Annotated in this window: 22 protein-coding genes; 14 read left to right on the forward strand and 8 right to left on the reverse strand. The window is 63.0% G+C overall.

All coding sequences use genetic code 11. The features are described from left to right. Nucleotides 1-34: 34 nt before the first annotated feature. Nucleotides 35-736, forward strand: a complete 702-nt coding sequence (locus ACFQL3_RS12835) for a phosphoglycerol geranylgeranyltransferase (RefSeq protein ID WP_377054893.1) — start codon at nt 35-37, stop codon at nt 734-736. 9 nt (nt 737-745) lie between these two features. Here ACFQL3_RS12835 and ACFQL3_RS12840 read toward each other — a convergent pair whose 3' ends face one another. Further along, nucleotides 746-1,141, reverse strand: a complete 396-nt coding sequence (locus tag ACFQL3_RS12840; RefSeq protein WP_377054895.1) for a hypothetical protein — start codon at nt 1,139-1,141, stop codon at nt 746-748. 128 nt (nt 1,142-1,269) lie between these two features. Here ACFQL3_RS12840 and ACFQL3_RS12845 point away from each other — a divergent pair, with 128 nt between their 5' ends. From ACFQL3_RS12845 to mfnA, 3 genes are all read left to right on the forward strand, one after another. Beyond that, nucleotides 1,270-1,680, forward strand: a complete 411-nt coding sequence (locus tag ACFQL3_RS12845; RefSeq protein ID WP_377054897.1) for a winged helix-turn-helix transcriptional regulator — start codon at nt 1,270-1,272, stop codon at nt 1,678-1,680. Nucleotides 1,681-1,926: 246 nt separating this feature from the next. Continuing rightward, complete coding sequence (gene aspS, locus ACFQL3_RS12850; protein ID WP_377054899.1) at nt 1,927-3,228, forward strand: aspartate--tRNA(Asn) ligase; 1,302 nt, start codon at nt 1,927-1,929, stop codon at nt 3,226-3,228. Nucleotides 3,229-3,387: 159 nt separating this feature from the next. Beyond that, a complete protein-coding gene (mfnA, locus tag ACFQL3_RS12855) occupies nt 3,388-4,461 on the forward strand; it encodes a tyrosine decarboxylase MfnA (RefSeq protein ID WP_377054901.1) in 1,074 nt (357 codons plus the stop codon). A 321-nt stretch (nt 4,462-4,782) separates the two neighbouring features. Here mfnA and ACFQL3_RS12860 read toward each other — a convergent pair whose 3' ends face one another. After that, nucleotides 4,783-5,139, reverse strand: coding sequence for a DUF7344 domain-containing protein (locus ACFQL3_RS12860; protein WP_377054903.1), 357 nt, complete (start codon nt 5,137-5,139; stop codon nt 4,783-4,785). A 298-nt stretch (nt 5,140-5,437) separates the two neighbouring features. Here ACFQL3_RS12860 and metG point away from each other — a divergent pair, with 298 nt between their 5' ends. Further along, a complete protein-coding gene (gene metG, locus ACFQL3_RS12865; RefSeq protein WP_377054905.1) occupies nt 5,438-7,591 on the forward strand; it encodes a methionine--tRNA ligase in 2,154 nt (717 codons plus the stop codon). 70 nt (nt 7,592-7,661) lie between these two features. Here metG and ACFQL3_RS12870 read toward each other — a convergent pair whose 3' ends face one another. Beyond that, the gene (locus tag ACFQL3_RS12870) at nt 7,662-8,180 is read right to left on the reverse strand and encodes a hypothetical protein (protein WP_377054907.1); all 519 of its coding nucleotides are present in this window, start codon (nt 8,178-8,180) and stop codon (nt 7,662-7,664) included. Between the two features lie 158 nt (nt 8,181-8,338). Here ACFQL3_RS12870 and ACFQL3_RS12875 point away from each other — a divergent pair, with 158 nt between their 5' ends. The 3 genes from ACFQL3_RS12875 (at nt 8,339) to ACFQL3_RS12885 (ending at nt 9,948) form a co-directional block, all read left to right on the forward strand. Continuing rightward, on the forward strand, nt 8,339-8,713 hold the full coding sequence (locus ACFQL3_RS12875) for a winged helix-turn-helix transcriptional regulator (RefSeq protein WP_377054909.1): 375 nt from the start codon (nt 8,339-8,341) through the stop codon (nt 8,711-8,713). 63 nt (nt 8,714-8,776) lie between these two features. Further along, a complete protein-coding gene (locus tag ACFQL3_RS12880) occupies nt 8,777-9,691 on the forward strand; it encodes a Vms1/Ankzf1 family peptidyl-tRNA hydrolase (RefSeq protein ID WP_377054911.1) in 915 nt (304 codons plus the stop codon). Nucleotides 9,692-9,792: 101 nt separating this feature from the next. Beyond that, nucleotides 9,793-9,948 carry a hypothetical protein gene (locus ACFQL3_RS12885; RefSeq protein WP_377054913.1) on the forward strand — a complete coding sequence of 52 codons (156 nt, stop codon included), beginning with the start codon at nt 9,793-9,795 and terminating at the stop codon, nt 9,946-9,948. An 8-nt stretch (nt 9,949-9,956) separates the two neighbouring features. Here the strand turns inward: ACFQL3_RS12885 and ACFQL3_RS12890 are convergent, their stop codons facing one another. Continuing rightward, on the reverse strand, nt 9,957-10,685 hold the full coding sequence (locus ACFQL3_RS12890; protein ID WP_377054915.1) for a hypothetical protein: 729 nt from the start codon (nt 10,683-10,685) through the stop codon (nt 9,957-9,959). A gap of 86 nt (nt 10,686-10,771) precedes the next feature. Between ACFQL3_RS12890 and radB the strand changes: the two genes are divergently transcribed. Next, entirely contained in the window at nt 10,772-11,476 is a 705-nt protein-coding gene (gene radB, locus ACFQL3_RS12895; protein ID WP_377054917.1) for a DNA repair and recombination protein RadB, read from the forward strand. 1 nt (nt 11,477) lies between these two features. Here radB and ACFQL3_RS12900 read toward each other — a convergent pair whose 3' ends face one another. Next, nucleotides 11,478-12,635, reverse strand: a complete 1,158-nt coding sequence (locus tag ACFQL3_RS12900) for a CBS domain-containing protein (protein ID WP_377054919.1) — start codon at nt 12,633-12,635, stop codon at nt 11,478-11,480. A 161-nt stretch (nt 12,636-12,796) separates the two neighbouring features. Then, on the reverse strand, nt 12,797-13,705 hold the full coding sequence (gene pdxS, locus ACFQL3_RS12905) for a pyridoxal 5'-phosphate synthase lyase subunit PdxS (RefSeq protein WP_377054921.1): 909 nt from the start codon (nt 13,703-13,705) through the stop codon (nt 12,797-12,799). Between the two features lie 171 nt (nt 13,706-13,876). Between pdxS and ACFQL3_RS12910 the strand changes: the two genes are divergently transcribed. After that, entirely contained in the window at nt 13,877-14,107 is a 231-nt protein-coding gene (locus tag ACFQL3_RS12910) for a hypothetical protein (RefSeq protein ID WP_377054923.1), read from the forward strand. A gap of 85 nt (nt 14,108-14,192) precedes the next feature. After that, complete coding sequence (locus ACFQL3_RS12915) at nt 14,193-14,897, forward strand: DUF1405 domain-containing protein (protein ID WP_377054925.1); 705 nt, start codon at nt 14,193-14,195, stop codon at nt 14,895-14,897. 64 nt (nt 14,898-14,961) lie between these two features. Here ACFQL3_RS12915 and ACFQL3_RS12920 read toward each other — a convergent pair whose 3' ends face one another. Further along, nucleotides 14,962-15,105 (reverse strand): hypothetical protein, encoded by a 144-nt coding sequence (locus ACFQL3_RS12920; protein ID WP_377054927.1) that lies wholly within the window; start codon nt 15,103-15,105, stop codon nt 14,962-14,964. Between ACFQL3_RS12920 and ACFQL3_RS12925 the strand changes: the two genes are divergently transcribed. Beyond that, a complete protein-coding gene (locus ACFQL3_RS12925) occupies nt 15,104-15,427 on the forward strand; it encodes a hypothetical protein (RefSeq protein ID WP_377054929.1) in 324 nt (107 codons plus the stop codon). The genes ACFQL3_RS12920 and ACFQL3_RS12925 overlap by 2 nt on opposite strands. Here the strand turns inward: ACFQL3_RS12925 and ACFQL3_RS12930 are convergent. Then, nucleotides 15,424-18,168 carry a valine--tRNA ligase gene (locus ACFQL3_RS12930; RefSeq protein WP_377054931.1) on the reverse strand — a complete coding sequence of 915 codons (2,745 nt, stop codon included), beginning with the start codon at nt 18,166-18,168 and terminating at the stop codon, nt 15,424-15,426. The two genes, ACFQL3_RS12925 and ACFQL3_RS12930, sit on opposite strands and share 4 nt — an antisense overlap. A gap of 325 nt (nt 18,169-18,493) precedes the next feature. Here ACFQL3_RS12930 and ACFQL3_RS12935 point away from each other — a divergent pair, with 325 nt between their 5' ends. Together ACFQL3_RS12935 and ACFQL3_RS12940 are read left to right on the forward strand one after the other, a co-directional pair. Further along, on the forward strand, nt 18,494-19,735 hold the full coding sequence (locus ACFQL3_RS12935; protein WP_377054933.1) for an RNA-guided endonuclease InsQ/TnpB family protein: 1,242 nt from the start codon (nt 18,494-18,496) through the stop codon (nt 19,733-19,735). A gap of 212 nt (nt 19,736-19,947) precedes the next feature. After that, complete coding sequence (locus ACFQL3_RS12940) at nt 19,948-22,527, forward strand: efflux RND transporter permease subunit (protein WP_377054935.1); 2,580 nt, start codon at nt 19,948-19,950, stop codon at nt 22,525-22,527. Nucleotides 22,528-22,571 lie beyond the last annotated feature (44 nt).

The following is a 22,571-nucleotide window of genomic DNA, read 5'->3' on the forward strand; positions in this document are numbered from 1 at the left end:
GGGGTTTTAGTCGCTTCGTTGGATTGATTCGGGTATGACTGCTCCCTGGGCCGAGTGGGACCACATCGTGAAGATCGATCCCGACAAGACGTTACCGGAGGGGGAAACCTACGAAGACGTGCTGGCGACCGGCACTGACGCGATCGAGATCGGCGGGACCACCGGGATGACGACAGACAAGATGGAACGGGTCATCGAGGCCTGTGCGACCTACGACGTACCGCTGTATCTCGAACCGAGTGCGCCGGAAGTCGCCGTCAACGACGACGCACTGGATGGCTATCTCATCCCGACGGTGTTCAACACACAGAACCCGTTCTGGCTCGCGGGCGCCCACAAGGAGTGGACGCGGATCGAGGACGACCTGCCCTGGGACCGGATCACGACCGAGGCGTATATCGTGATGAACCCCGACTCGGCCGTCGCCACGTACACCGAGGCCGACTGTGATCTGACACCCGACGACGTGGCCGCCTACGCCAGCGTCGCCGAACGGCTGTTCGGCCAGGAGATCGTTTACGTCGAATACTCGGGCACGCTCGGCGATCCTGAAGTCGTCGGTGCGGCCCACGACGCCCTCGACGAGGCCACCCTGTTCTACGGTGGCGGCGTCCACGACTACGAGTCGGCGCACGAACTCGGCCAGTATAGCGATGTCGTCGTCGTCGGCGACCTCGTCCACAACGAGGGGGCCGAGGCGGTCGCCGAGACGGTGCGTGGCGCACAGGACGCCTGACCGCTCTTTTCAGAGGTTTCTGACCCGATCGACGAGCGCGACGACACAGCCGACCGCCGCAATGACGTGAGCCAGTCCGAGCGCGATCAACCGCCCCGTCGTCGCGCCATCGAGCGTCGACGCGAACTGAAGCACGAGAGCGGAGAGCAAAAGCACGACCACAGCGATACCGAGGAACGGCCGGTCCGGGTCCTCCAGTCGCCACGCTAATACCGAGTACGTCACCGCCGCACCGATCCCGGCGGCCGTCGAGACGAGCACGACCGGAACGAGTGAGAGCGGCCCGAACCAGCCGACCGTCACGGACGCCAGCACGAGTAACAGCAGGTTGCCAGCGACGGCCAGACTGATCGCGTATGCCGCTCGGTCGGCGACCGTTCGAAGGGCAGGACGTATCGTGGTCATACACCGACTATACTCTTCGAAGTGATAAACTTACAACTTCGAAGTATCACGGTGCTGGCCTCGAAGCCGGGATCCCTTCCATAGTTCGAAAACAAAAGTATTAGAAACAGTACCTCGTTGCACCGCGTATGAGCGAGAACAACGGGCCGCCGATGGATCGCGAACCACCCCGTAGCAGGGGCGAGGACGTCGAGGCGCTCCGAGCGTCGCTCTCTGAGCGCGAGCGAGCGGCCGTCGAGGAGACAGTCGGCGACCTGCTCGGGCTCCTCGGAAAAGCCCATGCCATGGCGGTCCTGAGCGAGTTCGCGATTTCGGAGGAAGCGCTCCGGTTTTCCGAACTCCAGTCGACCCTCGATGTCCCGCCGAACACGCTCTCGACACGGCTCTCGGAGCTAACCGAGGCGGGGTTCCTCTCACGGACCTCATACGACGAGGTCCCGCCGCGGGTCGTCTACGAGCCGACGGAGAAAGCCGAAGCGCTGTTCCCGGCCTTCGGCCACCTCCACAAGTGGGCGATCAAACAGGTCACGGAACGCTGAACGACTCCGGGCAGCGGACTCACTCGAACTGGTCTCTTACTGAAGCACGAGGATCCGTTCGGCGTCCTCTGCGCTCGCTACGCGTATCTGCGTCATACGGGATGATACGGTCCGGACTCGTCAAAAACCACCGGCGAGCGCTGATTGCGTATAGCGATAAAAGCTATATAACCGCCGATGCGGGACCGCTCGTCGCCTCCGAAACGAACCGACGCAGTTTAAGGCTCGGCGGCGAAAATCGAGGGTATGGAAGACCGAACGTACACAGCGGACGCCGAACCGGGCGATACCGTCACCGTCGCCGGGTGGGCACACGAGCTCCGCGACCTCGGTGGCATCGCATTCCTCATCGTGCGCGACACGAGCGGAAAGATCCAGGTCAAATTCGAGAAAGACGAGATGGACGACGACCTCGTCGAGACCGGATTGGACGTCTCCCGCGAGAGCGTCGTAAGCGTGACCGGGAGTGTCGAGGAGGAGCCGCGTGCACCGACAGACGTCGAGATCGTCCCCGAGTCGATCGAAATTATCTCCGAGGCCGACCCCGAACTACCGCTCGATCCCTCCGGGAAAGTCGATGCAGATCTCTCGACGCGGCTGGACAACCGAACCCTCGACGTCCGCAAGCCCGAGGTGAAAGCCATCTTCGAGATCCGCGCCGAGATCCTTCGCGCGGTCCGCGAGTACTTCCGCTCGGTCGGCGGCACCGAGATCAACACGCCGAAGATCGTCGCCACAGGGACTGAGGGCGGCACCGAGCTGTTCCCGGTCACCTACTTCGGTCAGGAGGCATTCATGAACCAGTCGCCACAGCTGTTCAAGCAGCTGATGGTCGGTTCCGGCCTCGAACGCGTCTTCGAGATCGGCCCGATCTTCCGTGCCGAGGAGCACAACACGCCGCGACACCTCAACGAGGCGACGATGATCGACTTCGAGTCGGCCTTCATCGACCACAACGAGGCAATGGACGTCTGTGAGGGCACGCTGCACGCCGCCTATCAGGCCGTCGAGGAGAACTGCCAGAAGCAGCTCGAACTGCTCGGCTACGACGAGTTCGGGGCTCCCGAAGAGGACTTCCCCCGACTCACCTACGAGGAGGCGCTCGAACGCATCAACGCGACGGGCGAACTCGACGAACAGCTCGTCTGGGGCGACGACCTCTCGACAGAGGCCGAGAAGACGCTTGGCGAGGAGATGGGCGGCCACTACTTCATCACCGACTGGCCCAGCGAGATCAAGCCGTTCTACATCCAGGACTACGACGACGACCCCGAACTCTCGAAGGGCTTCGACCTGATGCACCCGCGCATGGAACTGGTCTCCGGCGGTCAGCGTGAACACCGCTTCGAGCCGCTCGAAGAAGGCTTCGAGCAGCAGGGTCTCGATCCCAGCCAGTTCGAGTACTACACGAAGATGTTCCGCTACGGGATGCCGCCCCACGCCGGGTGGGCCTACGGCGTCGAGCGCGTCGTCATGACGATGCTCGATCTCAATAACATTCGGGAAGCGGTACTGTTCCCGCGAGATCGGCAGCGTCTGTCGCCGTAGGCGACGACGCTACTGTCGAGCGGGAGCCAGAGGGGCGAACGCAGTGAGTCCCTCGTGTTCCCGCGAGATCGGTACGAAACGACCCGCGAGCGACGACGATACGCCGGCCCCCTTCTGCAAACACAATCACTAAACGGGTGACGCCCGTCATTGGTGTCAATGCGAGCAGAGCCGCAGGATTTCAGTCGGGTCCTCTCTTCGATGTGTACGACGCCGCACCCGGCCGCACGCGAGGCGGCAGAGCGGTTTCTCGCCACGAACCCCGGCGATCCGGACACCTACCAGTCAGTGGCCGACCTGGAAGAGCGAGCGATAGCGATACTCGGTGAGATAACCGGGCTCAGCGAGCCACGGGGATACATCGCGAGTGGCGGCACGGAAGCCAACATCCAGGCCGTGCGGGCGGCCCGGAACCTGGCCGTGACTGCCGAGCCAAACGTCGTCGTCCCCGAGAGCGGGCACTTCAGTTTCAAGAAGGCCGCGGGCGTCCTCAACGTCGAACTCCGGACCGCGCCGGTAGGCGACGAGTTCCGGGCTGATCTCGACGGCGTCCGATCGCTGGTCGACGAGGACACGGCGCTGGTCGTCGGCGTCGCCGGAACGACCGAATACGGACGGATCGATCCGCTCGCGGGACTGAGTGAGATCGCCCGAGAGGTCGGTGCATTGTTCCACGTCGACGCGGCGTGGGGCGGGTTCGCCCTTCCGTTTACCGACTACGACTGGCGCTTCGATCAGGTACCGATCGATACGATGACCATCGACCCACACAAGATGGGTCAGGCCGCGGTTCCCGCGGGTGGATTTCTCACGTCGTCGACGGACGTCCTCGACGCGCTGGCAATCGACACGCCGTATCTGGAGTCGACCGATCAGGCCACGCTGACGGGGACGCGAAGCGGTGCAGGCGTCGCCAGTGCCGTTGCCGTGATGGACGAACTCTGGCCGGACGGCTACCGCGAGCAGTACGACCGCGCCATGGCGAACGCGGAGTGGCTGGCCGCCGCCTTCGAGGAGCGGGGGTTCGACGCCATCTCGCCGACGCTCCCGCTGATCGCGGTCGACCTCCCAGAGGGGCTCTTCGCCGGACTGCGCGACAGGGGGTGGCGGATCTCCCGGACGAGCACCGGAGAGCTACGGGTGGTCTGTATGCCCCACGTCACTCGTGAGATGTTGAGCGAGTTCATCAGCGACGTGGACGCACTGCGAGCGCCAGCCCGGACGAACTCCTGAGGGCTACGCAGAGGGCGGAGTTTCTACGCGATACTGCCGAAAAAGCCCGTATTAGTGTCTGAAAAGCGCATATACGATAACAACAGGTATGCTTTCCGGCAGCGTATTTAGCTCGAAGGAGCGGTGGCATCCAGACAAAGTATAAACATCATACTGCGATACGAAACCACATTCTACGATACATGACCAGCGTAGCGGCGCACATCGTCGATAGCGAGTCCTTGCTGGCGTGTCGGTAACCCGATACTACCGGTAGACGGTTTGTAGTCAGCGACAGTACCGATCGGAGAAAAACGCCGACCGCAAGAAACGGCGGCAACGTCAGACCGCTTGAGCATCGCCATCACGGTCGAGATAGGGCGTTAGTCTGTCGGCGGCCGGCAACAGTTCGATGCGATCCGCCGAGGCGTCGTAGCGAACGACGCCCGCAGCAGCGAGTTTCGGAAGATGGCTGTGATAGAGGCCGATAACGATCCGTCGTCGATGCGTCTCGTCGACGTTTCCCTCCGCAGTCGCCAGCGCATCGGAGAGGTCGTTGAGAGTGGTCGTCCCGACAGTCTCGGCGAGGTAGCTCAGGGCGTGTCGACGCCTGGTAACGCTCAACAGGTCGAAGATGTCCTCCGTAGAGAGTTCGGTTCGGCCGGATCGGTAGTCGTCATCTCTGGTTTCGGTATTCATGGCATCTCAGCGTACCCAGTCGCGAGTACGATGATCCTACTTCCGACCGAGCGGACATAGCGGTATGGACACCTTGCGTCCGTTTACACTCGGGTATCAGTTCGATACGTACCGAACGCTACTCCTCGTGGGTAACGTCGACCGGGGGCCGGCGAACTCCCTGTTGCGGTCCGGTCGATTGGACGACTCCCACCGCCATCGTAGTATGGCCGCAACAAGAGGCCAACGGTGTCGTGAGAGGGGGCAGGGCCGGAGAGAAACCAGCGGGTTTTACTCCCGCAAGCCGAGATGGGGTAGTATGAGCAAGGAGGAGTTCCCGACGGACCGACCTGCGGTGGTGACCTGTGGGCTACCGTACGCCAACGGCGACCTGCATATCGGTCACCTGCGCGGGTACATCGGCGCGGACGCGTTCAACCGAAGCCTACAAACGCTGGGCCAGCAGTCGGCCTACGTCTGCGGATCGGACATGCACGGCACGCCGGTCGCGGTCAACGCCGAGAAGGAAGGCGTCGACCCCGAGGAGTTCGCGCTGGAGTGGCACGAACAGTACGAGGAGACGTTCCCCAAGTTCAACGTCGACTTCGACAACTACGGCCACACCCACGACGAGACGAACACCGAGTTGACGCAGGAGATCGTCCGGACGCTCGACGAGGAGGGCTACGTCTACGAGAAGGAGATCCAGGTCGCCTACGACCCCGACGCCGACCAGTACCTGCCGGACCGCTATGTCGTCGGCACCTGCCCGTACTGCGGGGAGAAAGCGCGCGGCGACGAGTGTGACGAGGGCTGTCAGCGCCACCTCGAACCGGGTGAGGTCGAGGACCCGCAGAGTTCGATCACCGGTAACCCCGCCGAGTACCGCGAGCGCACCCACAAGTTCTTCGAGGTCTCGGAGTTCGCCGATTACCTCACCGACTTCCTCGACGGCCTCGAAGGGACCTCGAACGCACGGAACCAGCCGCGTCAGTGGATCGAGGACGGCCTCCAGGACTGGTGTATCACCCGGGATATGGACTGGGGGATCGACTACCCGGACACCGATGCTCCGGAACGAAACGGAGACGGTGGCACCGTCGAAGGGGGCGACGACGACCTCGTCCTCTACGTCTGGGTGGACGCGCCGATCGAGTATATCTCCTCGACCAAGCAGTACACCGAGCGCGTGGGTGCGGACGAGTACGACTGGGAAGAGGTATGGACAGAAGAGATCTCCGCGAGCGAAGCGAGCGGAGGCTCGGAAGAGCTGCGCTCTTCCGGCGGAGAGATCGTCCACGTGATCGGTCGCGACATCATCCAGCACCACGCCATCTTCTGGCCCGCGATGCTCGAAGGGGCGGGCTACACCGCACCGCGGGGCATCGCCGCGACGGGCTTCATCACGATCAACGGGAAGGGGCTCTCAACGAGTCGGAACCGTGCCGTCTGGGCGAAAGAGTATCTCGACGAGGGGTTCCACCCCGACCTCCTGCGATACTACCTGATGACGACCGGTGGCCTCCAGCAGGACGTCGACTTCTCGTGGGACGCGTTCCAGGAGAAAGTGAACGGCGAACTCGTCGGCAACGTCGGGAACTTCCTCTATCGGAGCCTCCTCTTTGCGTACCGGAACTACGAGGGGACGCCCGAGACGGAGGTCTCGTCGGAGGTCGAGGAACGCATCGGCGACGCCATCGAGGCGTTCCGCACTGGCGTCAACGACTACTCGCTACGGGGCGTCGCCTCCGCAACGCTCGAACTGACGAAGTTCGGCAACGAGTACATCCAGCGCAACGAGCCGTGGAACCTCGTCGACGACGACCCCGCCGAGGCGGCACAGGTCATCCGCGACTGCGTCCAGATCGCCAAAGCGAGCGCCGTCCTGTTCGATCCCATCGCACCCGGCAAGGCCGCGGAGGTCTGGGAGCAACTGGGCGAGGAGGGCGAGGTTGCTGATACGGAACTCGAAGCCGCGCTTGCCGCTCCGCCGCGAACGTTCGAGGAACCCTCCGAACTGTTCGGCAAGATCGAAGACGAACGCGTCGAGGAACTCAACAAAAAGCTCGAAGCACGCGTCGAAGCGGCAGGAGACGACGCCGAGGACGAGGAGAGCGACGACGCCGCGGCTCCCGACCTCGATCCCGTTCTGGACGACCGGATCGGTTTCGACGAGTTCCAGAACCTCGACATGCGCGTCGGGCGGATCGAGAGCGCCGAGGCGATCGAGGGTGCGGACGAACTGGTCCGTCTCGAGGTCGACATCGGTGTGGAGACACGTCAGATCGTTGCCGGCCTCAAACAGCTACACGACATCGACGAGCTACCGGGCACGAAAGTGATCGTGATGGCGAACCTGGAACAGGCCGAGTTGTTCGGCGTCGAGAGCGATGGGATGGTGCTCGCGGCAGGCGATCAGGCCGATCTGTTGACCACGCACGAGGACGCCGCCCCCGGAACGCAAGTCCAGTGACGCGGATTCACGCGTAACCGTCGACGGTATTTTCCGGTCGCAACGATCTGGAAAGCATCGGGCTGAGTCGCTACGTATCGATCCAGGCGACGAACATGCCGATCAGGGCGATGCTCAGACCGGTGTAGAGGATATCGCCCGTGAGGAACTGGCCGAACGAGCCCCATTCGTCCCAGAACAGGAGAAGCAGCCAGTAGGTCACCAGATTCCCACCGAAAAACACGGTCGCATCCCGGGCGACACCGTCCGACAGGCGGGCGTGTGTGACCACGCCGAGACCGACGAGACCGATCGCGTACGCCCAGACGAACGCGCGGGATGTCTCCCAGGTCCACAGCCCAGCCCACACGCCCAGGTCAGCGAACGGTCTGACGGTGAGGATCCAGGTGAACTCGAAGGTGGTTGCGATGGAATCGTACAGGCTGGGCGTGTACTCCGGGACCAGGTGAAAGAGTCCAAGAGCGATACAGAGACCGGCCAGTATCGTTCGTGGCGTGCTGTTCTCCTCACTGGATCGAGCCGTACCTGACGTGCCTTCGGAGGCGTCCTCGGATTCGAGCGACAGCTCGTCCGCTCCAAAATCGGACATACCGCTACGTGAAACTGATCGCACTTGAATGTAATGGCGTTGATATTTGTTGCCCACAGTCCGGGTTCCAAGGCTCGCAATGCCGAAGACGCCGAATCTGTGTCGGATCCAGCGACCTCACTCGCCATGTTTTAGAGTGAACGGCCATAACTGCGAGTATGAGCCAACCGAGTTCCGTTCTTCCTACCCGGTGTGACGGGGAAGAATGGTGCCCCATGGAGTCGACGGCCGCCATTATCGGCAAGAAGTGGCATCCCGTAATCGTCCACAGTCTACTGGAGAACGGGCCGCTCGGTTTCAACGCCCTCCAGCGAAACGTAGACGGTATCTCCTCGAAAGTCCTTTCGGAGAGTCTAGAAGACATGGAAGACAAGCGACTCCTGAACCGACGAGTGATCAATGAGACACCGTTCCGCGTCGAGTACGAACTGACAGAGCACGGGGCATCACTGGAACCGGTAATCGAATCAATGATCGAATGGGGAGAGAGCTATCTACAGGAAGCCGAGGATCCGGCCGAATCGATCGTGTAGTGGTTCCGAGGTCCGTGGCCGTCCGTCGGAACGTAAAAGTGTGCGCCGTGCACTGTCCCTTCTATGATCGACACCCTGCTCGGGCGTGCCGGACTGAAAGCGCGCATCGAGGAGCTAGAGGCGAGCCTCGCGGAGACCGAAGAGGAGCGTGATCGGCTTCGGGAACAGCTCGAAGCGGCCGAAAACCGCCGTGCTGACGCCGTTAGCGACCGGCAGGATGCTCAGGAGCGAGTCAATCAGCTCGAAGACAAGGTGACACAGCTCGAAGATACGGTCGAGCGACTGCGGGACGACGAGCAGGAACTTTCCTTTCGCGCGGTCGATGACGTTCGCGGCCGACGGCTCGACGGCGTCCTCGACAGGCTGGAGAGCTTCGAGACTGGCGAGGAGGGCGTCTTCACCGCGATGGTCGAGGGTCACGCCTCGTCGGCAACGCGTGACGCGTTCGGCGACCGGACCGCGCTCGTCGAACGAGCTAGCCCCTGTCTGGCGGTCACGGACGACGAGGGCCTGTTGAGCGTCGCGCTTCGGCCGCCGATCCAGCCGGCCCCGTTCGAGAGGTGGGACGACAGCGTCGACCTGAATCGCGAGTGGTTCCGCCCGACCGGACGGTATGCGGTGGCACTCGTCCGTGCAGACCTGTTCGCGATTGCGGAGTACACGGGCGACGAGCAGGTTTCGCTGTCGGGCTTCCGGACCGACGTGAAGGGCGACCACTCGAAGGGCGGCTACTCGCAGGCCCGATTCGAGCGATTACGGGACGAGCAGGTGCGCCGGCATCTGGACAAATGTCGTTCGAAGATCGAGGACCGATCGGCGTCGGAACTGTTCCTGCTCGGCGACGCGGAGGCTATCGACCGACTCGAAGCGGACGTCGACGCCGCTGCGACCGCCGCCGTCGACGCATCCGGAGATCCCGAACCGGCCCTGGAGAACGCGGTACGGGAGTTCTTCAGCGTTCGGCTGTATTCGCTCTGAGATGGGGATGGCCGGCTCACGTATCGGTTCTCGGTCGGAGGTCACACGAAGAACTGACCATCGACGCAAAGTATAAGGTTCATCAAAGAATATTAGGTATTATGATGCCCGACTGCCCGCGGTGTGGAACGCGGATGAGTCTGGACGACGAGACGACGAAACTCGTCGAATACCGCTGTACTGTCTGTCATACGCGCGAGGTAGAGCACAGAACGGGCAGTGAATCGCTCCGGCAGGGCAGTCCCGACGTCGCCTGACCGACCGGTCATTCGGTTTCTCGATGTTCGTTGAGCGCTTCGTCGAGCGTTAGCTCTCCGGCAGCCACGCGTCGCGCCAGCGTCTCGTCGATACTCCGGTTCTTTTCGGAGCGCTCGCGCGAACGGTTCTTGATCACCTGTAGTTCGCCGTCGGTCGGTTCGAACTCCCGGCTCTCGACGAGTTCGCCCTCGATTCGGGCGATGTTCACCGCGGCGAGCACGTCGCCCATCCCCCGGGCACCCGTCCCGACGTATGGCGTCGTCCCGGTCTCGTCGACGAGTTCGACCGGGACGTCGAGTTCGTCCACGATTCGCGCGCCTTCCAGCCGCGCACCGTCACCGATCCGGACAAGCGGGTCCGTCGCACACTCGATCTCTCCACGGACGGTCTCGACGGCATCGTTCAGCGGGACGTGATACGCACTGACGATGAGTTCGCCGACGAGTACAGCGACACCCGGCTTCGTGCCGGGATCGATACCGACGACGAGCCGACCACCTGCCTCGCGCAACAGTGCCAGGGCCTCCTCGACTGCGCGACGTGGCTCGCCCGGCGTCGCGACCACCGTCTCGAACTCCTCGATGGACTCGGCGGTCTCGGCGTCGGTGATGACCGCGTCCGCAGTCTCGGGCAGTTCGTCGTCCGGTTCGATCGTCGTAAAATCGACACTCCGGTCGCGAAGCTCGTTGACGACGCCGTGGTACACCTCGAAATCGCTAGTTGCGACGACGATCACTGCCGGAGGCTTCGCTCCGGGTCGTGTTAACTCTCCCGGGCCCGTCGACCGGGAACTTTTTGCGGGAAACGGCGAAAGAGTCGGGCGTGAACGCAGGTACGCCGATCCCGACGGGCTGTGAGTCGGTGGACGAGCTCCTTAGCGGTGGCTTCGAGCGCGGCACCGTCACCCAGCTATACGGCCAGCCCGCGGCCGGCAAGACGAATCTCGCGCTGTCCGCGGCGGTCGAGGTCGCCGCAAACGACGCACTGGCGGTCTATATCGACACCGAAGGGCTGTCGCTGGACCGGTTCCAGCAGGTGCTGTCGGGGCGCGTCGACGAGGACCGGATCGAAGACGTCGCCTCGAACGTGGTGATCGAGAGCGCCTACGACTTCGAGGAACAACAGACGGCCGTCCGGGACGCCGCGGAGTTCGCCGAGCGAGCGGACCTGATCGTCCTCGACAGTGCAACCGGCTTTTACCGGCTCGAACGGAGCGAGGACGATCAGGGCGATACGCTCCGGCAGGTCGCAAAGCAGGTGACGCACCTGCTCTCGCTGGCGCGGAAACACGACCTCGCGGTCGTCCTCACCAATCAGGTGTTCTCGGATCCCGACAGCGACCGGACGCGGGGGCTCGGGGGGAACACGCTCGAACACTGGACTGGGACGGTGCTCAGACTGGATCGGTATCGTGGCGGGAACAGACGAGTGACCCTCGAAAAGCATCGCGCAAAGGCCGCGGGCGAGACGGCCCAGTTCCGGATTACTGAGGACGGTCTGGAGGCGGCGGAAGGGCGAACGCCCTAGCCTACATCTCGCCGAGTTTCCGGAGCACCTGCCCCTTGTACTCTTCGTCGCTGATGACGCCTTTCAGTTCCAGAACGTTGCGCTCTAGCTTGTCTGCGGCGACGCGGAACGCGTTGTCCGCACCGTAGCCCTCGCCGGTGCCGGCGACCTGCCCCTTGTTCGTCCGGAGGCGGATCTGAGACTGGATCAACGGCGTGCCACGCAGTTTCTCCTTGTGTTTGTGAAAGCGGACGTGAGCATGCTGCACCTGCATCTTCCGGTATTTGTCGGCGACGTTCTGGATCTGCTCGCGGATGTCGTCACGGCTGATCGTCTCCAGGAGCCGGATGTTGGTGATCTGGACGTCCAGTCGGTCCTTCTCGGTGTAGGACAGCGCCCGCAGCACGTCAGTTTTCGTCAGGATACCGCGGACGAGTCGGTCGTCGTCCTCGGGAGTGACGATCAGGCCGCCGTAGTCGTTGTCCAGCATCATCTGGACAGCCTCCTTGACACTCTCGTTTTCGGTCGTCGTCGTCACCGGGTTCGACATCGCGTCGGAGACTGGCATGTCGAGCACGCGCTCGACGTCGCCTTTCCGGTCGCCGGTGGTCTGTTTGTCCATCCGGCGGATCGCGATGTTACTGATGTCGTGGGTCGTGATCACCCCCGAGAGGTGGCCGTTCTCGTTGACCACCGGAAGTCGAGAGATACCGTTCTCCCGGAGGTAGTTGATCGCCTTCCCGACACCTGCATCCTCCGGGATGCTGATCACATCGTCGGTACAGATCTGTTCTACGGTCAGCGCGTCTAAATTATCGATGACGGCCGTCAAGATGGCGTCGGCCGTAATGATGCCGTACCGCTTCTCACCCTCGAACACCGGCGCGACCTTGGTCCCGCCCTCGACGAGCTGGCGGGCGACGTCCCGGATATGCTCGGTCCGGTCGATCTGGGGCGCCGGATCGTTTCGACTGGGCTTCGTCAGCGAACCGGCCTTCGCGTCGTCCTCGACGTGAGACTGGAGCACGTCCCGTTCGGCGAGCACGCCGTCGTACTCACCATCGCGCGTGACGATGATCCCCTTCGGGTTCTCTTCGTCGAACAGCGAGCGAACCTTCCCGAGTCTCGTCCCGACGTCGACTTCGACGTACTCCTGTGACGCGATATCAGAAATATCCATAGTACTCACGCTCTAGGGTTTGCTGTCGGGGCTATTTAACTTACCGCCCATTGTTAACATACGAAAATGATCGAAAACTGATAGCCAGACGGGCGGTGAAAGCAGTCGCTACGTACGATATAGCGAACGAGAGCGGCAGAAACCGGAAACTGGCGTCGAGCCTAGACGCCGCGGTGCTGCAGTTTCTCGTCCTCGGGGAGGTCGGCGTTGGCGTCGCCGCGCATGCCCGAGCCGATATCCTTGCTGATCTCCGCCAGGGCGTCCGGGTCGTCCCAGTTGTTGACCGCTTCGACGACGGCCTCGCCCATCTGTTCGGGGTCTTCCGCGCCGAAGATCCCCGAGCCAACGAAGATGCCATCACAGCCGTGATGCATCATCAGTGCCGCGTCGGCCGGCGTCGCGATGCCGCCCGCAGCGAAGTTGACGACCGGGAGGCGTCCCTGCTCTGCGGTCTCGTGAACGAGGTCAAGCGGCGCCTCGTTCGCGCGGGCCCACTCCTCGCGCTCCTCGTGGGACATCCCGGTTAGCTGTCGGATCGCACTCTTGATGTTGCGCTGGTGGTGGACCGCCTGGTTGACGTCACCGGTCCCGGCCTCACCTTTGGTTCGGATCAGCGCCGCGCCCTCGTTGACCCGGCGAAGCGCCTCGCCGAGGTTCCGGGCGCCACAGACGAACGGGGAGGTGAACTCGCGCTTGTCGATGTGGAACCGGTCATCGGCGGGGGTCAGTACCTCGGACTCGTCGATCATATCGACACCGATCGATTCGAGGATCTGGGCCTCCGCGGTGTGACCGATCCGGGACTTGCCCATCACGGGAATCGATACCTCTTCGATGATTGCCTCGACCTCGACTGGGTCGGGCATACGGGCGACACCGCCCCGCTTACGGATGTCCGCTGGCACTGCCTCCAGTGCCATCACCGCGACTGCACCGACATCCTCTGCGATACGGGCCTGCTCGCGGTTGACGACATCCATGATGACGCCACCTTTCTGCATGCGAGCGAAACCGCGTTTTACGAGTTCGGTCCCGCGTCTGAGTTCCTCAAGATCGGTCTCTTCCGGCATGAATCTTCGTTAGGACTGAGCACACTTAACCCGTTCCTTTGGTTGAGTTTTGACGCCTGAAAACCGCCGGATCAGCGGTGGTTCTCGACGGATATCCCGGAGCTACATTGGTCGCGATTGACTGGCTCTACCGTCGACAGGGGTTTGGCCGGCCGACCCCCAGTCGGTACTATGGGCTGGAGCGTCGATGTCGAAGACGAAAGCTCGGTCTCGCTCGTCCACGACGAGGGGGTCCTACTGTACGCAAAGCGGGGCCTAGAGCACGAGGACCACGCCGAGTGGACGGTCGAGATCACTGATACCGCCACCGGCGAGGAGATAGAACGCGAGAGCTACGAGATCTCAAATCGGCAGCATCTCCAGTCGGTGCTGGACAAGTACACCGAGATCTATCCGCCGTAGCTCTCCCGCTCGTCGCGGCGATCACACGCAGACGATGCCGCCGGAACCGCTAGCGTTTTGAAGGTCTCCCGTGTCGTACACGACGATGGGAGAGCTACCGGAGCACGATCCGCTCCCGCAGTGGCTAGCGCCGGTACCACGCGTCGTCGAGGATCTGGGCCTGCGACTGGTCTGGATCGTCGTCGCGATCAATCTGGTAGGGACTGCCTTCGGCTTCTGGTTCTACGCCTTCGAGACGGGTCAGCTACTCAACACTCCGACGGTCATGTGGCCGTGGGTGCCCGATAGCCCGCTCGCGACGCTGTTCGCCGCAGGGGCGTTCGCCAGTTGGGCACGCGGGAACCCCCGCGAGTGGCTCACCGCGCTGGCCTTTTTCGGCAACGTCATCCTCGGGCTCTGGACCCCTTACACCATCCTCGTCTTTGCCGACGTCTACATGGCCGGTGGCTCACCGTTTCTCTACACGTTCATGTTCTTCAGTCATCTCTCGATGGTCGTCCAGGCGCTGGTACTCTATCGGATCAGCGAGTTCCCACCGTGGGCGGTCGGCATCGCCACCCTCTGGTACGGGTTCGATTTCGTCGTCGACTTCTTCATTCCGCTCGTCGGCGAGCCACATCACACCGTCCTGCCCGTTCCGCGGGATACCGAACTCTGGCTCGGAGCGACGGCGTTCGACGCAGCGGGTGCGGGAACGTTCGTGTTCACCTTGCTGGCGGTGTTTCTGGCACTTGCAATCCGCACGAAGAAAGTCGAACAACGGCACAGGGGCACCGGGAGTACCCGCTGAATCCGGGCGAGGCATCAGAGAACCCAGGTGTGGATACCCCTGCTGAACAGCAGGACGTAGTTGGTCACTGCCAGCAGTGCATACAGGAGTACGGACCCGTCTCGCCGTTCGGAGGCCCCGAGAGGACAGCACACTGCTTCAGGATCGGTAACGCAAGCAGGTGTCGTTTCAGCAGGGTTAAGTCGACAGTCGGACGAATCGGAGCCATGGCCACGAATCTCCCCGAACCGGATCGGCGGACTGTGCAGGGCGTGACCGCCGCCGGGATTGCCCTCGTATCGGTCGGCGTCGTGCTCGATGTCGCCGGAGTCGAAACGCTCGTCCTCGCTCTGGGCGTCTCGCTCTCCGCCGCCGGCATCGTGTTTCTCGCAACGCCGGGAGACACGAGCCAGCGCTACAGGCTCGCTTTCACCGCGCTGGCTGCCGGGCAACTCGCCCTCTTCAGTGGCCCTCTCGGGCTGCTCGGAATTATCGGGCTGCTCGCCGTCGGTGCGATAATCGCGTGGTTGAGCCTGCGGGAGGACGACTAGTTGTCGACCACGACGACGAGGTCATCGGCTTCGACCATCTCGCCGTCGCCCGCGTAGGTCCGTTCTTCACGCACCTCGAAGAGATCCGAATCGAGTGCTTCGCCGGCGAGTCGAAGGGTGCCGTCGTCGAGTTCGTAGTCGCCGCTTTCGAGCGCGGCGTCGAACTCGCCGACCTTGCCGCCGAACTTCGGACCGACCTGCGAGTAGTCCAGGCTGATCTCGTCGATTTCGGTCGTCACGTCGGGGTCCTCGTCGAAAGCGATCAGATCATCGACGTGCATGACCTCGCCGATTGCGCTCTCGAACCCGTCGATGGAACCGTACACCTCGACGCGGTCGAGTTCGGCGTTGAGCGGAAGTTGGTGCTCGCTCTTGTAGCGTCGCAGCGCACCGATCACCGCGGTCGCCGTCTCGCCCGCGTCGAGGTCGGCCTCGTGATGCGTCGTCGTCGGCCAGTCGGTGGTGTGGATGCTCTCCGTGCTGTACACCGACTGCCATATCTCCTCGGTGATATGCGGGAGGAGCGGGGCGAACAGTTTGAGGAATCGCCGATGGGCCGTCCGCAGGGCGTACGCCGTCGAGGGGTCGTCGGTCTCGCTCAGACGCTGTTTGGCGATTTCGAGGTAGTCATCGCAGAACGTGTTCCAGAAGAACCCGCGAAGTTGGTTGCGGGCCTTCGAGAACTCGTAGTTCTCCAGTTTCTCGGTGACCTCTTCGATAACGGCGTTCTGTTTGGCCAGTAGCCACTCGTCGATTGCGGCGAGTTCCTCGGGCTCTTGGGGATCGGTCTCGTCGACGAGGTGGCCGACGAGTTTCGAGGCGTTCCAGAGCTTTCGGAGCAGTTTCTCGCCGGTGACCAGATCCTGCTCTTTGAACGGGAAGTCGTCGCCGATAGAAGTGCCGGCGGCCCAGTAGCGCGCGGCGTCGACCGGGAACCGGTCGAGGACCTCCTCGGGGCGGACGACGTTGCCCTTGGACTTGGACATCGCCTCGCGGTTCTCGTCGAGGACCATCCCGTTGATCATCGTCGCGTCGAAGGGCACCTCGCCGGTGTGCTCGTAGCACTTGACGACGGTGTGGAACAGCCAGAACGAGATGATGTCGTGGCCCTGCGGGCGCAGGTCGAACGGGTATAGCTGTGGCCGGTCCATGGTGAACTCCCCGGATGCGCCGTCCACCTCGTCGGCTGTCTCTGCCGACTCGTCGCGGCGCCAGTCCCAGCCAGCGTTGATCAGCGGCGTCAGCGAGGAGGTCGCCCAGGTGTCGAAGACGTCCTCCTCGGGCCGCAGATCATCGCTTGCACATTCGGGACAGGCGTCGACCGGCGGGTCGTCCGAAAGCGGATCGACCGGCAGGGTCTCGCGGTCGGCGATGATCGTCTCGCCGCAGTCCTCGCAGTACCAGACCGGGATCGGAATGCCCGAGTCGCGCTGGCGCGAGATACACCAGTCCCACTCCAGGCCCTCGATCCAGTGTTTGTACCGGGTGTACATCTTCTCGGGGTACCAGTCCATCTCCCGGCCCGCCTGCAGATACTCCTCTTTCTTGTCGAGGATCTCGACGTACCACTGCTCGGTGACGAGGAACTCGACGTCGGTCGCACAGCGCTCGTGGACGTTGACGTCGTGGCTGATCTCCCAGCGGTCCCGGAGATAGCCCTCGTCGTCGAGGTCCTCGACGATCTCCTCGCGAGCCTCGTCGGTCGAGAGGCCTTCGTACTCCTCGGCGAGATCGGTCATCGTCCCGGACTCGTCGATGGCAACGCGAAGCGGCAGGTCGTGGGCCTGATACCACTCGATGTCAGTCTGGTCGCCGAAGGTACAGGACATCACGACGCCGGTCCCTTTCTCCATGTCGACGCGCTCGTCCTCGATGATCGGCACCTCGTGATCGAACAGGGGGACACGAGCGGTCTCGCCGACCAGATGCGCGTTCTCCTCGTCGTCGGGATGGACGAACATGGCGACACACGCGGGGAGCAGTTCGGGGCGGGTCGTCGAGATGACGATATCCTCGCCGGTGTCTCGCGGCTGGTTGTCGCTCGACTGTTCCAAGTCGCGTTGCGACTCGCTATCGACGTGGGTGAAGGCCACGTCGTTGTAGTGTGAGTCGCGTTCCGCACCCTCCATCTCGACCTGCGAGATCGCGGTCTCGCAGTCGGGACACCATATCGCCGGCGCTTTCTGGCGGTACTCCCGGCCGCGCTCGTACAGATCGATAAAGGAAAGTTGGGAGATGCGCTGGACGCGTGGCTCGATCGTTTTGTAGGTGTTGTCCCAGTCGACGGAGACGGCCAGCGACTGGACGTCGTCGGTGAAGGCGTCCTCGTACTCGGTACAGACGTCACGACACTTCTCCTGAAACTCGCGGCGCTCGAAATCCTGATGCCGAATGTCCAGTTCGCGCTCGGTCAGTCGCTCGGAGGCGATCCCGTTGTCGTCGTAGCCGAAGGGGAAGTAGGTCGTCTCCTCGAACATCCGCCGGAAGCGGGCGACGAAGTCCTGCAGGGTGAACTGGTAGAGATGGCCCATGTGGAGGTCGCCCGACACCGTCGGCGGCGGCGTATCGATCGAGAACAGGGTGTTCGGGTCGGTGACGGACTCGTCGTACTCGTGGACGCCCTGCTCGACCCAGTACTCCTGCCACGCCGGTTCGATCTCGCTTGGCTCGTAGCTGCCATCGAGACCGTCGCTATCGGCCGTTGCGTCGGCTCCCGCGTCGCTCGCGTCGTCGGTGCTCATGCTCTCACCGCCCGGGTGGGGCGTCGTCGATACCGCGTAGTTCGCTGTCGATAGTGGTCGTACATACTGGTCGTTGTTCGCTGAATACTGGTCGGGCACAATACATCCGTCGAAACGGGGTGGGAGAGATGGGGCTAGGACGCCCCTACGAAACTGTCGCCGCGGCCGGGGTGACCGGACCTCGCCATATACCCAGTTACTCTACCGGTGCTGTTATTTATACTGGTCAGCAAGGCGAATACCTCGACCCACCGTGGTCGGGGATGAAGCCGACAACTTGTGATACGAACCATTAAATGAACACGTCTCTAATCAAAAGACAGCGATGGATTACAGTCACCGCTACCACGCTTATCCGACACAAGAGGTAGCGGAAGGACTGAAACACCATCTCGACGTTCATCGCCAACTCTACAACCACGTCCGCTGGGACTATACAAACAGTCCCGAAGACGACAAACCGTCCGAATACGACCAGAACAATAAACTCCCCGAGTGGAAGCGCGAGTGGCCAGTGTTCAGCGACCTGCACTCGAAAGCCGCACAAGCTACTGTCGCTCGCTTCCACCGCAACCTCTCGAACCTTCGCAAGAAGAAAGAAAAGGGATACAAGGTTGGTCGGCTCAAGCGGCAAGCACCCGCAGAGTATCGAAGTGTGACGTACAGTCAGTCCGGTTTCGACCTCGATGAAAAGAGGGGCCACGACAAGTACGCATACGTCCGCTTCAGCCAAATCGGATGGGTGAAAATCCGGTACTCGCGTCCAATCCCCGACCGCGCCACCATCAAAGAGGTCACGTTCAAGAAGGAGACGACTGGTGAGTGGTTCGTCTCATTCGGACTGGATACCGACGATGCTGACTTGCCCGAGAAACCGGATAAAGAATCACTTGACGCAACCAATAGCGTTGGCGTTGACCTTGGCATCCTGAACTACATCCACACCAGCGATGGCAAGACCGTTGATTGGCTCGATCTTGAAGCCGAACACGAGCGACTCCGCAGAGAGCAACGCAAACTCTCGTGGAAAGAACAAGGGTCAAACAACTACGAGAAACAACGGGTTGAACTGGCGAAGGTGAAGCGTCACATTCGCCGGAAGGTGCTGGACTACCAGCACAAGATAACGACATGGCTCGTCCGCGAGTACGATGCCGTGTTCGTTGAAGATTTGGACGTGAAAAAGATGTTAGAGCAGTCGCATAACGCTCGCAACAAGCAGGATGCGGCGTGGCGGCAGTTCATCACGCTCCTCGAATACAAGGCTGAGCTGTACGGCTGTCACGTCGTGCAAGTCGAAGCCCGAGGCACAACCAAAGAGTGTGCGTCGTGTGGCGTGGAGACAACGAAGCCCATTTGGGTCAGGGAACACTCCTGCCCCTCGTGCGGCTTCGAGACAGACAGGGATGCGAACGCGGCAATGAACGTCTTGCAGAGGGGCTTTTCTGAGTTAGGGCTGGGATGGCCCGAAGACACGCCTGTGGAGACTGTGGCCGCTACGGACAGGGCTCTGTTTGAGTCTGTGTCTGCAAGTCACGTCGTAGAAACAGGAAGCTTGCCCTCGTGAGAGCAGGATTCCCCGCGCCACCGTGCGCGGGGTAACATTCAATTCGAAGCCGCCGGTGTAGCTCTCGACGTACTGAAACGGATCAGAAATTTAAGTATGCCGGGCGATCACAGGGAGGGTATGAAGCCAATCCCCGCCGAGACGGCTACAGTGCCGTACTCGATCCCCTCCCGTCAGCCGACCGCCCTCCAGCCACCGACCGCCCCGGATAGATGAGCGGTGGCATCATCGACCGGTACGCGGACACCCTCGTCGAGAACAGCAAACTCGTCATCCTCCTCTTGCTCGCCGCTACTGCGCTCGTCGCGGCCGGTCCCGTCCTCGACGACACCGAAGGCGGTGATATCGGTCAGTTTGCGACCGGGTCAGCAGAAGAAGCGGCCCAGGAGGAAATCGGGGCCACGTACGGTGAAGACGAGGGAGCAGTCACTCAGATCGTCGTCCGCGACGAGGGGGGTGACGTCCTCACCCGCGAATCACTGCTCGACGGCCTCTATCTCCAGCAGGAGATACGTGAAGAGGACGCGACAGACGCCACACTGCAGGAGGATAACGCCATCGGTGGCGTCGAGAACGTCGTCGCGACGGCGGCCTACTTCCAGCAGCAAGCGCAGTCGGGCCCCCCCGTCGAGGGAGAACCGACGCTTGCCGAACAGATCCATGCCCTCGAAGCCCTCGATGAGGAGGACGTCGACGCCCTGCTCGGCGACGTGCTCGATCCGGCGACCGAGACGCCCGGTCCGGACGCCACGGCCTTCCTGCCGTCGAGCTACGAGCCAGGAACGACGACCGCCGACGCCCGCCTCACCTTCGTCTTCCACGCCAGCGCGGACTCGGTCGAGGGCGGCGAGGACGCAATCGGCGACGCCCAACTGGCTATCGACGGCCTCGTCGACGAGCGGTTCGACGACGCGTTCGCTTTCGGCGGCGGCATCACCGACGACGCCTCGACGCGGGCGGTCGGGGACAGTTTCGCCATCATCACGCCCGTCGCGCTGGTACTCGTCCTCGCCGTCCTCGGCGTCGCCTACCGCGACCTCGTCGACGTCCTCGTCGGCGTGTTCGGCATCGCCGTCGTAATGGCGTGGCTTGCGGGCATTCAGGGCTGGCTCTCGATTCCCTCCAGCCAACTGCTGATCGCCGTCCCCTTCCTGGTGATCGGTCTCAGCATCGACTACTCGCTTCACGTCGTCATGCGCTATCGGGAGGCCAGAGAGGGACGACTGCGTGACGACGGTCCCGACGCGACGGTCCCCCGCGAACCGACGGCGGCGATGCGACTCGGCGTCGCGAGCGTCGTCCTCGCGCTCGCGGCCGCGACGTTCTCGACCGGTATCGGCTTTCTCTCGAACTACGTTAGCCCACTGGCAGCGATCCAGGACTTCGCACTGTTGAGCGCGGGCGGCATCCTCGCGACGCTGATCGTGTTCGGCACGCTCGTCCCGGCGGTGAAACTGGAACTCGAACAGTTACTCGCCAGATTCGGCCGCGAGCGACGCAACGCCGCAGTCGGCGTGGGTACGGGACCGATCAACCGAACGCTGACCGGTATCGTCTCGCTCGTCCAGCGCCGTCCCGTCGCGGTGCTCGTGCTCGCGCTCTTGCTTGCCTCCGCGGGGGCGTACGGCGCGACCGGTATCGACACCGAGTTCAACCAGGCCGATTTCCTGCCCGAGGATCCGCCTGACTGGGTCAAGTCGATACCCGGGCCGCTCTCGCCGGGAGATTACGACGTTCGCGCAAACGCCGCCTATCTCGGCGACAACTTCCGCCAGCAGGGCGCGGGGACGGAGACACAGATACTCGTCAGGGGAGAGGTCACCGATCCCGACGTGTTGGCGGCGATGGACGAGGCGACAGCGCCGCCCGAGTCCGGGAGTACCGTCGTCGCTCGACCGGACGGGAACGCCGCGGTCGACAGCCCCGCGAGCGTGCTGCGCGACGTCGCCGCCGAGAACGACCAACTCGCCGACGCCATCGACGCGCGCGACGAGACCGGAAATGGACTACCCGACGAGGACGTCGCGGCGGTCTACGATACGCTCTACGACGTCGCGCCGGAGCGTGCTGGAGAGGTCCTCTACCGAAGCGGCGACGAGTACGAGAGCGCTCGCCTGTTCGTCGGCGTGCAGGGCGACGCGTCCGCCCAGTCAGTCGCCGACGACACCCGTATGATCGCCGACGGCATCGCGGCGACCGACGCCGTCTCCGCCACCGCGACCGGCGGGCCGGTACTCACCGCCGTTCAGCAGGACGCTCTGCTGGAGACGCTGGTGCAGGCGTTCGCGGTGACGCTCGTGGTCATCATGGCGTTTCTCTCCCTGCTGTACTTCATCCGGCACGGCGCGCCGGACCTCGCCATCGTCACTATCACGCCAGTCCTGATCGCGCTCGCGTGGCTACTCGGGACGATGTCCGCGCTCGGCATCCCGTTCAACAGCGAGACGGCCGTCATCACCAGCCTCGCCATCGGACTGGGTGTCGACTACAGCATCCACCTGAGCGAGCGCATTCAGGACGAACTGGTCGAGGGCAACGGCGCCTCGCTCGACGAGGCGCTCTCGACGGCGATTGCCGGCACCGGCGGTGCGCTACTGGGGAGCGCCGCGACGACCGCGGCCGGGTTCGGCGTTCTCGCGCTGGCGCTGGCCCCACCGCTCCGGCGGTTCGGCCTCGTCACCGGGCTGAGCATCGTCTACGCGTTCATGGCCTGTGTGATCTTGCTCCCGGTGCTGTTCGTGCTACGCGAGCGCGTCCGGGAGTGGCGTGCAGGACGGACTGCCGGGGAATGACGGCCAGAAACGACAACCCACTTGTCGGTGGCGACGCGTAGTCC

It is taken from the genome of Natronoarchaeum sp. GCM10025321 (genome assembly GCF_042663585.1).
Taxonomy (GTDB): domain Archaea; phylum Halobacteriota; class Halobacteria; order Halobacteriales; family Natronoarchaeaceae; genus Natranaeroarchaeum.

Coding starts and splice junctions, on each gene's coding strand:
- ACFQL3_RS12910 (WP_377054923.1), top strand. CDS start 13,877: ATGGGCTGGAGCGTCGATGTCGAAGACGAAAGCTCGGTCTCGCTCGTC.
- ACFQL3_RS12885 (WP_377054913.1), top strand. CDS start 9,793: ATGATGCCCGACTGCCCGCGGTGTGGAACGCGGATGAGTCTGGACGAC.
- ACFQL3_RS12920 (WP_377054927.1), bottom strand. CDS start 15,105: ATGGCTCCGATTCGTCCGACTGTCGACTTAACCCTGCTGAAACGACAC.
- aspS (WP_377054899.1), top strand. CDS start 1,927: ATGGAAGACCGAACGTACACAGCGGACGCCGAACCGGGCGATACCGTC.
- ACFQL3_RS12935 (WP_377054933.1), top strand. CDS start 18,494: ATGGATTACAGTCACCGCTACCACGCTTATCCGACACAAGAGGTAGCG.
- ACFQL3_RS12835 (WP_377054893.1), top strand. CDS start 35: ATGACTGCTCCCTGGGCCGAGTGGGACCACATCGTGAAGATCGATCCC.
- metG (WP_377054905.1), top strand. CDS start 5,438: ATGAGCAAGGAGGAGTTCCCGACGGACCGACCTGCGGTGGTGACCTGT.
- ACFQL3_RS12880 (WP_377054911.1), top strand. CDS start 8,777: ATGATCGACACCCTGCTCGGGCGTGCCGGACTGAAAGCGCGCATCGAG.
- ACFQL3_RS12900 (WP_377054919.1), bottom strand. CDS start 12,635: ATGGATATTTCTGATATCGCGTCACAGGAGTACGTCGAAGTCGACGTC.
- ACFQL3_RS12930 (WP_377054931.1), bottom strand. CDS start 18,168: ATGAGCACCGACGACGCGAGCGACGCGGGAGCCGACGCAACGGCCGAT.
- ACFQL3_RS12925 (WP_377054929.1), top strand. CDS start 15,104: ATGGCCACGAATCTCCCCGAACCGGATCGGCGGACTGTGCAGGGCGTG.
- ACFQL3_RS12845 (WP_377054897.1), top strand. CDS start 1,270: ATGAGCGAGAACAACGGGCCGCCGATGGATCGCGAACCACCCCGTAGC.
- mfnA (WP_377054901.1), top strand. CDS start 3,388: ATGCGAGCAGAGCCGCAGGATTTCAGTCGGGTCCTCTCTTCGATGTGT.
- ACFQL3_RS12915 (WP_377054925.1), top strand. CDS start 14,193: ATGGGAGAGCTACCGGAGCACGATCCGCTCCCGCAGTGGCTAGCGCCG.
- ACFQL3_RS12940 (WP_377054935.1), top strand. CDS start 19,948: ATGAGCGGTGGCATCATCGACCGGTACGCGGACACCCTCGTCGAGAAC.
- ACFQL3_RS12875 (WP_377054909.1), top strand. CDS start 8,339: ATGAGCCAACCGAGTTCCGTTCTTCCTACCCGGTGTGACGGGGAAGAA.
- ACFQL3_RS12860 (WP_377054903.1), bottom strand. CDS start 5,139: ATGAATACCGAAACCAGAGATGACGACTACCGATCCGGCCGAACCGAA.
- ACFQL3_RS12870 (WP_377054907.1), bottom strand. CDS start 8,180: ATGTCCGATTTTGGAGCGGACGAGCTGTCGCTCGAATCCGAGGACGCC.
- ACFQL3_RS12840 (WP_377054895.1), bottom strand. CDS start 1,141: ATGACCACGATACGTCCTGCCCTTCGAACGGTCGCCGACCGAGCGGCA.
- pdxS (WP_377054921.1), bottom strand. CDS start 13,705: ATGCCGGAAGAGACCGATCTTGAGGAACTCAGACGCGGGACCGAACTC.